The organism is Pseudonocardia sp. Ae331_Ps2 (genome assembly GCF_001932405.1).
Classification (GTDB): domain Bacteria; phylum Actinomycetota; class Actinomycetes; order Mycobacteriales; family Pseudonocardiaceae; genus Pseudonocardia.
In genome coordinates this window covers 3401555-3414432 of the sequence record NZ_MCIM01000001.1, presented here as the reverse complement: position 1 = coordinate 3414432, position 12878 = coordinate 3401555, and the positions used below count along the sequence as shown (strand labels likewise).

Here is a 12878-nt window from a genome sequence, read left to right as displayed (position 1 = left end):
CGCGGGTGACGATCACCGCGCGGACTGTGACGCCGACGACCATGCCCCCTGTGGGGCGTGCACGTGCCGGGACCGACCGGCCACGCCCGGTGATCGTTCCACTGTGGACGAGCCCGCCCGTCAACCTGCGGGTCTGCGGAGCTCTTTCCGAGAACCGGCGAGTAGACCGACCGGTAACATTCTCGCCAGTAACAGTCGGAGTTGACCGACCATCCGTGAGAGCGCACACTCGGCGGCTGGATCACATTCCGATCGTGACTGTTCATCGATAGCGTTGCAGGCACCGCAACCGATCCGATCGACCAGGCCGCACCGCGTCCCGCCTGGCGATTCCGCCGGTCGTCGCCGCTGCTGGAGGTCGTCACATGAAACCGTTCGTGGTCAACAACCACGACCGACTGGTCTTTCCCGCCAATTTTCTCGGTGAACTCGATTTTTCCGTCATCGACGACCTGGAACAGTTCACGGCCATCGTCGGTCGCGATTTCGAGGCAAAGGCGCCCACCGGCACCGACATCCTGGAGCGGGTCACCAACGGTGCTTACGAGAGTCGCTTCGCGCTGCTGCGCGACATGAGCCAGAACCTGTTCTGGGTCAACCGGTACACGCTCACCATGTTCGAGAAGCGCCCGACCCGCTGGCGTGACCTCCCCCGCCACCGCGCCGACGTCTTCCTCCCGCTGCTCACCCCCTGGCGCGACGGCGACAAGAAGATCCGGGCCGTCGCCGATGCCTTCGCCGCGCTCCCCACCACCTGGGACGAGGAGACCGAGCGCCGCATCTTCGAGCTCCTCTTCGACGTCTACGGCAACCGCCGTCACCACGCGACCGAGCTGCCCGCGGTCAAGCCGACCGTCGAACAGTTCCTCACCACGCCCGGCGCGCAGACCTTCGTCGTGCCCCACCACGACCCGGACTACCCGGTCTTCTCCTTCACCGAGATCCTCGACGCGCACGCCGAGCGCCCCGAGCTCGAGGCCCTGACCCGGTGGGCGATGGTGCTGCACAACCAGTACCCCTGGGACCGTGCCGCCACCGAGCTGCGCACCGCCGAGGAGATCGGCGACGACGAGTACGTCATCGCCTTCCACCCGCGCAACCGCGACGTCGAACAGTTCCTGGACCGCGCCACCGGCGCCCGTCCGGCGCGTCGCGGCCGGCTCTCCACCCAGTCCGACCCGGTCGAGCCCGTCACCCCGCTGCCCCCGATCCGGGTGCGCGAGGCGTTCGCGGTGCAGCCGAAGGTGGAGGCCCTCGCCGTCGTCCGGGGTGAGCACGTCTGCTCCAACGACGACGTCGTCCGCAACTCCGCGTTCTCCTGGTCACCGATGAGCGCCGACGAGATCGCTGCCAAGACCGGCATCGACCAGCGCCGCTACACCGAGCTCGACATCGAGGACCTGGCCTGGGCCGCCGCGGTCCGCGCGCTGGAGCACTCCGGCCGCGACCGCTCCGAGATCGGCGCCGTGCTCGTCGCCACCTGCACCAGCGAGCGGCTCATCCCGTCGCTGTCGACGTGGCTGTCCGGTCGCCTGGGCCTGCTGCAGACGCACTGCTCGGCCGACATCATCGCCGCCTGCGCCGGGCTGCCCTACGGCCTGTCCGAGGCCGTGCGCCAGCTGCAGGAGGTGAACCGGCCGGTCCTGCTGGTCTGCGTCGAGAAGTTCTCCGACAAGATCGGCAACGTCCGCACCTCGCGGATGATCTTCGGCGACGGCGCGGCCGCGATGGTCATCGCCCCGGCCGCCGAGGGCGAGCGCGGCGACGTCGACCTGCTGCAGACCTACGCGTCGGGCCCGGACACCCAGGTGAACTCGATCATCTGGCCGAACCCGGAGTTCGACAACGACATCACCGTCTACGGCCCCGAGGTCAAGGCGCTGGTCGCCCGCTACCTGGCGCAGATGATCGACGAGCTCACCGAGCAGGCCGGACCCGACGGCGAGGGCACGATGCTCGACGCGGTCGACCTGATCGTCCCGCACCAGGCGAACAAGACGATGATCCTGCAGCTCGCGGGCAAGGCGGGGCTCTCGGCCGACCAGCTGTACTTCAACATCGAGTCGATGGGCAACGTGTCCGCGGCATCCATCCCGATCGCGCTGTTCGACTCCGTGGCCGACGGCGTGGTGGCCGGCCGGACCCGGGTCTTCGCGCCCGGCTTCGGGGCCGGCGCGGTGGGCGGCTACGCGGTGCTGGAGATCGACCCGGCCGTGATGGCGCCGGAGGTCCACCTGGACCCGACGGCCGCCGCGGTGGCCGAGCCGGCCGTCGCCCCGACCTCCGACGACGTCCGCATCGCCTTCGGCGAGTAGCACGACCGGGTGACACGGGCCACAGTGGGCGGGAAGATCCCTGTCCGAGAGGTGAGCCCGCCCGCATTCCGGCACAGCCCGGGCGACCGTCCGTACCGACCCGCCGACCGCACGACGACGATGTCGGTGCGGCACCCCGCCGCCACCTCGTCGTCGCACTCGTAGGAGCAGTGAACCCCAGCCATGTTCTCGCGCATCGCCATCGTCAATCGCGGCGAGCCCGCCATGCGGCTCATCAACGCCGTCCGTGAGTGGAACGCCCAGAACGGGCCCGACCGCCGCCTGCGCACGATCGCGCTGCACACCGCCGTCGACCGCCGCGCGATGTACGTCCGCGAGGCCGACGAGGCCGTCCTGATCGGTCCGGACGACCCGGACCACATGGGCGCGAGCCCCTACCTCGACCACGCCGAGCTGGAGCGCGCGCTGCGTGTCACCCGCGCCGACGCGGTCTGGCCCGGCTGGGGCTTCGTGTCGGAGAAGGCCGAGTTCGCGGAGCTGTGCGAGCGGCTGGGGATCACCTTCGTCGGGCCGTCGGCGGAGGTCATGCGCCGGCTCGGGGACAAGATCGCGTCCAAGCAGCTGGCCGAGTCGGTCGGGGTGCCGATGGCGCCGTGGTCGGGCGGCCCGGTGGCCGACGTCGAGGCGGCCCGCAAGACCGCCGAGACCGTCGGCTACCCGCTCATGGTGAAGGCCACCGCGGGCGGCGGGGGGCGCGGCATCCGCTACGTGGCGGGCCCAGAGCAGCTCGACGAGGCCTTCGAGCGGGCCGCGTCGGAGGCGTCGAGGACCGCGGGCGACGCGACCGTGTTCCTGGAGCGCGCGGTGTCCGGCGGCCGGCACGTCGAGGTGCAGGTCGTCGCCGACGCCACCGGCGACGTCTGGACCCTCGGGGTGCGCGACTGCTCGGTGCAGCGGCGCAACCAGAAGGTGATCGAGGAGTCGGCCTCCACCGCGCTCGACCCCACGCAGGAGGAGCTGCTGCGCAGCTCGGCCGCCGAGCTGGCCCGCGCCGCGGGCTACGTCAACGCCGGCACCGTCGAGTTCCTCTACCAGCCCGAGGAGAAGCTGCTCTCCTTCCTCGAGGTCAACACCCGGCTGCAGGTCGAGCACCCGGTCACCGAGGCCTGCACCGGCGTCGACATCGTCAAGCTGCAGCTGCACGTCGCCGCGGGCGGCACGCTCGCCGAGGTCGCCCGCGAGGTGCCGGCGGCGCAGGGCTGGGCGATCGAGGCCCGGCTGACCGCCGAGGACCCGGAGCGCGAGTTCGCCCCCGCCCCGGGCCGGATCGAGCACCTGGCACTGCCGTCGGGTCCCGGCATCCGGGTCGACACCGGCGTGGCAGCGGGCGACGTCATCCCGCCGCAGTTCGACTCCATGATCGCCAAGGTGATCGCCTGGGGCCGCGACCGCGACGAGGCCCGCGCGCGGCTGTCCCGGGCACTGCGCCAGACCGCCGCGGTGATCGACGGCGGCTCCACGAACAAGGCGTTCCTGCTGGACCTGCTCGACCGCGACGAGTTCCGCTCGGGCGAGCTGCAGACCACCTGGCTCGACACGATGATGGCCGAGGGCTACGCACCGCCCCGCCGGCTCGACGTCGCGCTGCTCGCCACCGCCGTGCTGAGCCACGACGGCCACGTCGCCCGCCAGCAGGAGCGGCTGTTCCGCTCCGCGGAGGCCGGCCGGCCCGAGGTGGGCTACGAGACCTGGCACCAGACCGACGTCACCGTCGCCGGGCAGTCCTACAAGCTCAAGGTCGCCCGGACCCGCGCCGGGCGCTACACCGTCGAGCTGGACGTGCCTACCGCCGGAGGCGGCTCCTCGACGCAGTCGGTCGACGTCGACGTCGAGCGCAACGGCGCCTACGAGCGCCGGCTCACCGTCGGCGACCACTCCTGGACCGTGCTGTCGGTCGCGCAGGAGGCGGACTACCTCGTCGAGGTCGACGGCGCCGTGCACCGCATCTCCGGCGGCGAGGCCGGCATCGTCCGCGCCCCCGCCCCGGCGATGGTCGTCGCGCTGCCGGTCACCGCGGGCCAGACCGTGGCCGAGGGCGACACCCTCGCGATCGTCGAGTCGATGAAGCTGGAGACCTCGCTGCGGGCGCCGTTCGACGGCACCGTCGCCGAGATCCTCGTCCCGGCCAACACCCAGGTCGACGGCGGCACGAAGCTGGTGCGGCTGGAGCCGTCGGCCGACGCGGACGCCGCGGCCCCCAGCGGGGAGCGCGCCGACCTGTCCGCGTTCGCCGCGACCGGCGCCGACACCGACCCCGCCGCGACCGCGGCCGACGCGCTGTCCGCGCTGCGCTTCCAGGTGCTGGGCTTCGACGTCGACGAGCGCCAGGCCCGCCCGCAGCTGCGCCGCCTCGCCGGCGCCCGCGAACGGCTGGCGGCCGACGACCCGGCCGTGCTGGCCGGGGAGACCGCCGTCCTGCAGATCTTCGCCGACCTGTGCCAGCTCTCGCGCAACCGGTCCGAGACCGACGACGAGACCGGCGAGACCGAGCGCAATCCGCAGGAGTACCTCTACGCCTACCTGCGCTCCCGCGACGCCGAGGACGAGGGCCTGCCCGAGTCCTTCCAGGCCAAGCTGCGCCGGGCGCTGGCCCACTACGGCGTCGCCGAGATCGACGGTGGCGCGGCCCGCGCCGACGATCTCGGCCCGGCGCTGTACCGGATGTTCCTGGCCCACCGCCGCGCACCGCAGCAGGTGCCGGTGGTGCTGGACCTGCTGAACTGGCGGCTGCGCCACCCGGAGTCGGTCGCGCACCTGTCCCCCGCGGCGCGCGAGGACTACCTGCGCACGCTCGACGAGGTCGTCGTCGCCACCCAGCTGCGGCACCCGGTCGTCGGCGACACCGCCCGGCTGGTGCGCTACCGCGCGTTCGACGCGCCGGTCGTCGCGGCCGAGCGGGACCGGGCGCTGGCCGAGGTCCGGGAGAGCCTCGACGTGCTGGCCGAGAACCCCGACGCCGACGACCGGGCCCGCCGGATCGACGCGCTCGTCAGGTCCTCGGAACCGATCCTCGGCGTGTTCGGCGAGCGGCACGACGCCGTCCTGCTGGAGGTCATGACCCGGCGCTACTACCGGGTGCGGGTGCTGCGCGACCTGGAGCTCGTCGAGCACGCGGGCAAGCCGCTGCTGACCGCCCGCTACCAGCACCTGGGCCGGGACCGCACGCTCTTCGCCTCGGTGATCGACAACAACGACCCGGCCGCCGCGCAGGCCGTGTCCGACGAGCTGCGCCGCCGCGTCGGCGAGCTCGACGGGGACCGCACCGCGCTCGTCGACCTCTACGTCACCTCGACCAAGGCCGACGACGGCGGCGACCCCGACGCCCGCGCCGAGCGCGTCCGCGCCGCCCTGGGGAAGGTGCCCGCGCACCTGCACCGGGTCGCCGTCGCCGTCCGCCCGAACCCGCGCGCCGCGGGCACGGCGAGCGAGGAGGCCGAGCCGCCGACCTGGTTCACCTTCCGGCCCGACGAGACCGGCGAGCTGGTCGAGGACCGCACGCTGCGCGGCATGCACCCGCTCGTCGCGGACCGGCTGCGGCTGTGGCGCTTCCGCGACTTCGAGCTGCACCGCCTGCCCGCCGCCACCGACGTGCACCTGTTCCGCGCCACCGGCCGCGAGGTCACCGCCGACGACCGGCTCGTCGCGATGGCCGACGTCCGCGAGCTGACCGTGCTGCGCGACGAGGAGACCGGCAAGGTCCGCTCGCTGCCGCAGTTCGAGCGGGCGCTCGACGCCTGCATCAACTCGCTGCGTGCCGCCCGCGCCGGGGACCGCACGCTGGCCCGGATGTCGTGGAACCGGATCGCCCTCTACGTGTGGCCGGAGGTCGACGTCCCGCTCGCCGAGCTGGACTCGGTGGTCCGGCGGCTCGCGCCGCGCACGGCCAACCTCGGCCTGGAGCAGGTCCTCGTCGAGTTCCGCACGGCCGATCCGCAGGTCACCGGGGGTCAGGGCGGTCCGCGCTCGATGCTGCTGCGCATGTCGCGCCCGCCCGGCGCGGGGCTGCAGGTCAAGCTCGACCAGCCCCCGACCGAGCCGATGCGCGAGCTCGACGCCTACGACCAGAAGGTGCTCAAGGCCCGTCGCCGCGGTGCCGTCTACCCGTACGAGATCGTCCCGCTGCTCACCGCCCCGATCGACGCCGGCCCGGGCACCTGGCAGGAGTACGACCTCGTCGACTCCGGCGACCCGGCCCTGCCGGTGCCGGTCGACCGCGCGCCCGGCGGCAACACGGCCAACCTCGTGCTCGGCGTCGTCTCGGTGCCGACCCGGCGCTACCCGGAGGGCATGAAGCGGGTCGTGCTGCTCGGCGACCCGACCCGGGCCCTCGGCGCGATCGCCGAGCCGGAGTGCCGCCGGGTGCTGGCCGCGATCCACCTGGCCCGCGAGCTGGACGTGCCGATCGAGTGGTTCGCCGTCTCGGCCGGCGCGAAGATCGCGATGGACTCCGGCACCGAGAACATGGACTGGATCTCCCGGGTGCTGCGCGGGATCATCGAGTTCACCCAGGACGGCGGGGAGCTCAACGTCGTCGTCACCGGCATCAACGTCGGCGCGCAGCCCTACTGGAACGCCGAGGCCACGATGCTCATGCACACCAAGGGCATCCTGGTGATGACGCCGGACTCGGCCATGGTGCTGACCGGCAAGCACTCACTGGACTTCTCCGGCGGGGTGTCGGCCGAGGACAACTTCGGCATCGGCGGCTACGACCGGATCATGGGCCCGAACGGGCAGGCGCAGTACTGGGCGCCGGACCTGAGCGGCGCCGTCGGCGTGCTGCTGGCGCACTACGCCCACACCTGGACCCAGCCGGGCGAGCGGTTCCCGCGGCCAGCCCCGACCACCGACCCGGTCTCCCGCGACGTCACGACCGCCCCGCACTCCGGGCCCAACTGCGAGTTCACCACCCTCGGCGAGATCTGGGCGCCGGAGACCAACCGGGAGCGCAAGAAGCCGTTCGACATCCGCTCGGTGCTGCGCGGCGTCGCCGACGCCGACCACCCGACGTCGGAGCGCTGGGCCGACATGCACGACGCCGAGTCGGTCGTCGCGCTCGACGCCCACCTCGGCGGCCAGCCGATCGCGATGATCGGCATCGAGTCGCGGCCGCTGCCGCGGCGCGGGCCGCGCCCGGTCGACGGGCCGTCCCAGTTCACCGCCGGGACGCTGTTCCCGCGCTCCTCGCGCAAGTGCGCGCGGGCCATCAACGCCGCGTCGGGCAACCGGCCGCTGGTCGTGCTGGCGAACCTGTCCGGGTTCGACGGCTCGCCGGAGTCGCTGCGCGGCCTGCAGCTGGAGAACGGCGCCGAGATCGGCCGGGCCATCGTCAACTTCGACGGCCCGATCGTGTTCTGCGTGGTCTCCCGCTACCACGGCGGCGCGTTCGTGGTGTTCTCCGGAACGCTGAACGACAACATGGAGGTCGCCGCGATCACCGGCTCCTACGCCTCCGTGCTCGGCGGGGCGCCCGCGGCGGCCGTCGTGTTCGCCGGCGAGGTCAACGACCGCACCGCCAAGGACGAGCGGATCACCGACCTGGAGGCCCGGATCACCCGGGCCGTCACCGACGGGGACGAGGCGACGGCGGCCCGGCTGCGCGGGGACCTCGCCACGCTCCGCCCGGACGTCCGCTCCGAGAAGCTCGGCCAGGTCGCCGAGGAGTTCGACACCAAGCACTCCATCGAGCGGGCGCGGTCCGTCGGCTCGGTGCACCGGATCGTCAGCCCCGACCAGCTCCGGCCCTACCTGGCCGATGCGGTCCAGCGGGGCATGAAGCGCACACTCGACACCCTTGGAGGAACCGCATGACCGCGATCACCGACACCAACCCGGAGCAGCGCGTCGCCATCGTGACCGGGGGTGCGCGCGGGATCGGTGCGGCGATCACCACCGCGCTGGCCCGCACCGGCGTGCACGTGGCCGCCGGGTACTCGTCCAACTCCAAGGCCGCCGACGAGCTGAAGGGCAAGCTGGAGGCCGAGGGCGCGTCGATCTCGGTGCACCAGGGCAACGTCGGCTCGCCCGAGGACTGCCAGCGGGTCGTGTCCGAGGTGCTGGAGCAGAAGGGCCGCGTCGACTATCTGATCAACAACGCCGGCATCACCGTCGACAAGACCGTCCGCAAGCTGACCGTCGACGACTGGCACGCCGTGCTGCGGATCAACCTGTCCGGCGCGTTCTACATGACCAAGGCCGTGCTGGAGCACATGACCGGCAACGAGTTCGGCCGGATCGTGAACATCTCCTCGGTGATCGGCCAGATCGGTTCGATCGGGCAGGCGAACTACGCCTCCTCCAAGGCGGGCCTGATCGGCTTCTCCAAGTCCCTCGCCCAGGAGGTCGCGAAGAAGGGCGTCACGGTCAACTGCGTCGCACCCGGCTTCATCGAGACCGAGATGGTCGCCGCGGTGCCGGAGAAGGCGCTCGAGAAGATCGTCTCGAAGATCCCGGTCGGCCGTCTCGGCCAGGCCGACGAGATCGCCCGGGCCGTACAGTTCCTCGTCGACGACCGCGCCGGGTACGTGACCGGCTCGGTGATCAGTGTGAACGGCGGGCTGGACATGGCGTCCTGACCGTCGTTCTCCCCGGCCGAGGGCCTCGCACGGAGTCGTGCGGGGCCCTCGTGCGTACCCGGGTCAGCCGCGGTGGCAGAGGCCCTTGGCCGCCAGTACCCGCGCGACGGCGGTGTCGTTGTCCTGCGCCGTGATCCGCCCGTCGGCCAGCGCCTTCTCCGCGGCGTCGAGCAGCGGTGCGACCGGGGTGACGTTGGAGAACAGCGCCATGTCCGCGCCCGCGGTCAGGGCCCGGGTGGTGGCCTCGGCCAGCCCGAAGCGGTCGGTGATCGCCTTCATCGCACCGAGGTCGTCGGTCATGGCGAGACCGTCGAACCGGTAGTCCTCGCGCAGCAGCCGGTAGGCGGCCGGGGCGATGCTGGTGGGCACGTCGGTGGTCAGGCCGGGGACGTCGAGGTGGCCGAGCATGACCCCGACCCGCCCGTCGAGCGGCTTCCCCGGTCCGACGAGGTCGGCGTAGGGCCGCAGGTCACCGGCGCGCAGCTCCTCCAGCGGCGGGGTGCTCACCGACCCCTTGTGCGAGTCACCGGAGCTGTGCCCGTGGCCGGGGAAGTGCTTGAGGACGCCGAACACCCCGCCGGCCTCCTGGCCCTGCACCCAGGCCGCGGCGTAGCGGGTGACGGTGGCCGGGTCGTCGGAGAACGACCGGTCCCCGATGACGGCGGTGCGCGGCTGGTCGGAGACGTCCACCGACGGCGCGAGGTTCCAGGTCACGCCGCGGGCCTTCAGCTGTTCGGCGCGCTCGCGGGCGATCTCGGTGACCTGCTCGGGGCTGTCGGACGCGGCCATCTGCCGGGCGCTGGGGACGTCGCCGTCGAGCTCGTCGATGCGCTGGACCCGGCCGCCCTCCTCGTCGACGGCGACGGCCAGCGGCGTGCGGGAGGCCTCCTGCAGCGCCGCGAGCCGGCCGTCCTGCAGCAGCGCGGTCGCGTTGCCGCCGAGGAACACCCCGCCGACCTGCGAGTCCCGCACGATCGCGGTGGCGCCGGCCGGATCGGCCGCGTCCACCCCGACCATCAGACGCTGGGCGAGCCGGTCGCGGGGGGACAGCGCCGCCACCATCGGGGCGCAGGTGTCCGGGTCCGGCGCCGGCTGTGCCTGCACCGCATCCGGACCGGCGTCCGGCTGTGGGACGCCGGTGCTGTTCGCGGTGAGCTGCGGCCCGGCGACGGCGACGAGCCCCGCCGTCAGCGCGCCCACGACGGCGGCGGTGAGCAGTCCGGTGCTGCGACGACGTCGCTGCCGGATCACGGGGTGGGGTCGTCCAGGCACTCGCATCGCGACCATCGTGACAGGCCCTCGCCGGTCCGGCGCCCCCGCCGCGCCGCCACCGGTTCGCCCGGACCGCACGCGGCCGGGCCCTCCCGCCGGTGCCCGGACGCCCCGCCGTCGCCACGGCGGGGACTCCGACGCCGCGGTCAGCCGATCGCGGGGACCCGCTCGGACTCCGGCGGCGGACCGGGCGGGGTGCCGTCGCCGAACGGGCGCCCGCCCAGCTCCTCGCGGCCGTGTGGGGTCGTCCAGCCGGCGAGGTCGGGCCCCTTCGGGACGATCCCGGTCGGGTTCACCGACGCGTGCACGCCGTAGTAGTGCTGCTTGACCTGCTCGAAATCGATGGTGTCGCCGAAGCCGGAGGTCTGGAACAGGTCCCGGGCGTAGGCCCACAGCACCGGCAGCTCGGTCAGCTTGTGCCGGTTGGCCTTGAAGTGGCCGTGGTAGGCGGCGTCGAAGCGGACCAGGGTCACCCACAGCCGGATGTCGGCCTGGGTGATCGAGTCCCCGACCAGGTAGCGGCGCGTCGACAGGTGCTGCGACAGCTCGTCCATCCGGGACCAGAGGGCGTCGTAGGCGCGGTCGTAGGCACGCTGGGACGAGGCGAACCCGCACTTGTAGACGCCGTTGTTGACGTCGTGGAAGATCCCCTTCCCGATCTCCTCGATCGCCTCCGGGTCGGTCCACAGGTCCGGTGCGCCGTCGCGGTGGAACTCCCGCCACTCGGTGGACAGGTCCCGCTCCAGCAGCGCGTACTCGTTGGTGACGACCTTCCCCGAGGCGACCTCCACCATCGCGGGGACGGTGACGCCCTCGGCGTAGCCGGGGACGGCCCTCTCGTAGGCCTCGCGCAGGTACTCGATCCCGAGCACCGGGTCGACGTTCCCGGGGTCGAGGTGGAAGCGCCAGCTGCGCTCGTCGTGCAGCGGGCCCGCGATGCCCAGCGAGATCGCGTCCTCCAGCCCGAGCAGCCGCCGGGTGATGATCACCCGGTTCGCCCATGGACAGGCGCGCGCACCGACGAGGCGGTAGCGGCCCGCCTCGACCGGCCACGGCGACGACCCGTCGGCCGTGATCCGCTCGGCCACCCCGAGCGCCTCCCGTACGAACTCACCGCTGTCCTGGTCGGTCCCCATGCCCGCCAACGCTAGCCCTGTGGTCGGATGGGCGCATGAGCGTCGACGGTGACCTCGAACGCGGTCTGTCCGACCTGGTCGCGCCGGGCTCCCGGGTGGCACTGGCCGACGGCTGTGGGCTCCCCTACGCGCTCGCCCGTCCGCTGTCGCGTGTGGCGGCCCGGGCCGGGGGTGTGCGGCTCGTCCTGGGCTGGGTGCCCGGCCCGGCCCCGGATCTCGACCCGGACGCGTTCGCCGACATCCGCACCGTCGTCGGCGGGCCGGGAGCGCGGGTGTTGATCGAAGCCGGGCACGCCCACCGGGTGCCCGCCCGGCTCTCCGCGGTGCCGGCGCTGCTCGCCGGTCCGCTGCGGCCGGACCTGCTGCTCGCCACCGTCGTCCGCGACGACGCCGGTGACCTGCGGTTCGGCGCCGAGGTGTCCTGGATGCGCGGTCTGGCCGAGGCCGGTGTCCCGGTCGCCGCGCTGGTGTCGGCCTCGGCCCCGCACGCCGACACCGGACCGCCGCTGCGCGGGGTGGCCGTGCTCGGCGAGGTCGACGGACCGATCGGGGCGCCACACACCGTCGGCACCCCGGCCCCGACCGATGCCGACCGGGCCGTCGCGGCCGCGGTCGCCGCGCTGGTCCCGGCCGGGGCACGGATCCAGTTCGGGCCGGGCCGGCTGGCCGCGGCGCTGGTCGCGGCCCTGGACGTGCCGGTAGCGGTGGACTCCGGGCTGCTCGCCGACCCGGTCGTCGACCTCGACGAGCGCGGGCTGCTGCGCGGCACCCCGACCTCGACGGCCCTCTACGGCAGCCCCCGGCTGCACGACTGGGCCGACCGGCTGGGCCGGGCCGGGCGGGCGACCGTGCGCCCGATCGAGTACACCCACGACGTCTCCCGTCTGACCTCGACCCCGGGGCCGCTGGTCGCGCTGAACACCGCCCTGGAGATCGACCTCGACGGCCAGGTCAACGTCGAGGGCGTCGCGGGGTCGGCGGCCGGGATGATCGGCGGGCACCCGGACTTCGCGGCCGCCGCGGCCCGGGGGCCAGGCCTGTCGGTGATCGCGTTGCCGTCGGCGCACCGCGGCCGCCCGACGCTGGTCGAGCGGCTCGGCGGGCCGGTCACCACGCCGTCGCACGACGTCGACGTGGTCGTCACCGACCGGGGTACGGCGGACCTGCGGGGGCTCGGCCGCGGCGAACGGCGGCACGCGCTGAGCTCCCTGTGGGGCGGCGCCGTTGCGCCGGACGGATGAACTCGAATCCATGGTGTGACCGGAGTCACCCATCACCCGGGGTGAGTGGATGGGCGCCGCCCCGGGCGCGGCCCGTCGTGGCCGGGCCTCGGTGACTCCGCGTCCCCACCGGACCGACGGCGTGTGACGGCCGTATGACGTCACTGGTGGGCCCGCGCGCCGCCCGGTCCTGTCCCGGCCCGGCCGCGGCCGTCCGGTGAGACCCCGGATGACCGGCCGCGTTGCGCATAGCACAACGCGGCCGGCCGATCCAGGATCACCCTCGGTGAGCGGACAGGGGCCGCGGGGGCACCTACGGTCGGGCCGTCCAGCACCCGA

At 73.4% G+C, this 12878-nt stretch carries 6 protein-coding genes; 4 read left to right on the top strand and 2 right to left on the bottom strand.

From position 1 onward, the window contains the following. Nucleotides 1-365 precede the first annotated feature (365 nt). The 3 genes from Ae331Ps2_RS16455 (at nucleotide 366) to Ae331Ps2_RS16445 (ending at nucleotide 8911) form a co-directional block, all read left to right on the top strand. On the top strand, nucleotides 366-2315 hold the full coding sequence (locus Ae331Ps2_RS16455; RefSeq protein WP_075307884.1) for a 3-oxoacyl-ACP synthase III family protein: 1950 nt from the start codon (nucleotides 366-368) through the stop codon (nucleotides 2313-2315). A 183-nt stretch (nucleotides 2316-2498) separates the two neighbouring features. Then, nucleotides 2499-8147: a biotin carboxylase N-terminal domain-containing protein gene (locus tag Ae331Ps2_RS16450; RefSeq protein ID WP_075307887.1), complete on the top strand. Its 5649-nt coding sequence runs from the start codon at nucleotides 2499-2501 to the stop codon at nucleotides 8145-8147. After that, entirely contained in the window at nucleotides 8144-8911 is a 768-nt protein-coding gene (locus Ae331Ps2_RS16445; protein ID WP_020625987.1) for a beta-ketoacyl-ACP reductase, read from the top strand. The genes Ae331Ps2_RS16450 and Ae331Ps2_RS16445 overlap by 4 nt, the downstream gene beginning before the upstream one ends. Before the next feature lie 63 nt (nucleotides 8912-8974). Here the strand turns inward: Ae331Ps2_RS16445 and Ae331Ps2_RS16440 are convergent, their stop codons facing one another. Both Ae331Ps2_RS16440 and Ae331Ps2_RS16435 read right to left on the bottom strand, forming a co-directional pair. Next, on the bottom strand, nucleotides 8975-10159 hold the full coding sequence (locus Ae331Ps2_RS16440; protein ID WP_371335786.1) for a glycoside hydrolase family 3 N-terminal domain-containing protein: 1185 nt from the start codon (nucleotides 10157-10159) through the stop codon (nucleotides 8975-8977). Between the two features lie 170 nt (nucleotides 10160-10329). Next, on the bottom strand, nucleotides 10330-11319 hold the full coding sequence (locus tag Ae331Ps2_RS16435) for a glutathione S-transferase family protein (protein WP_075307889.1): 990 nt from the start codon (nucleotides 11317-11319) through the stop codon (nucleotides 10330-10332). A 35-nt stretch (nucleotides 11320-11354) separates the two neighbouring features. Between Ae331Ps2_RS16435 and Ae331Ps2_RS16430 the strand changes: the two genes are divergently transcribed. Continuing rightward, the gene (locus Ae331Ps2_RS16430) at nucleotides 11355-12560 is read left to right on the top strand and encodes an acetyl-CoA hydrolase/transferase C-terminal domain-containing protein (RefSeq protein WP_075307891.1); all 1206 of its coding nucleotides are present in this window, start codon (nucleotides 11355-11357) and stop codon (nucleotides 12558-12560) included. The last annotated feature ends 318 nt before the right edge of the window (nucleotides 12561-12878 follow it).

Excerpts from the sequence above, each read along its gene's own strand:
- Ae331Ps2_RS16445 (WP_020625987.1), top strand. The coding sequence starts at position 8,144 with ATGACCGCGATCACCGACACCAACCCGGAGCAGCGCGTCGCCATCGTG.
- Ae331Ps2_RS16455 (WP_075307884.1), top strand. The coding sequence starts at position 366 with ATGAAACCGTTCGTGGTCAACAACCACGACCGACTGGTCTTTCCCGCC.
- Ae331Ps2_RS16430 (WP_075307891.1), top strand. The coding sequence starts at position 11,355 with ATGAGCGTCGACGGTGACCTCGAACGCGGTCTGTCCGACCTGGTCGCG.
- Ae331Ps2_RS16450 (WP_075307887.1), top strand. The coding sequence starts at position 2,499 with ATGTTCTCGCGCATCGCCATCGTCAATCGCGGCGAGCCCGCCATGCGG.
- Ae331Ps2_RS16435 (WP_075307889.1), bottom strand. The coding sequence starts at position 11,319 with ATGGGGACCGACCAGGACAGCGGTGAGTTCGTACGGGAGGCGCTCGGG.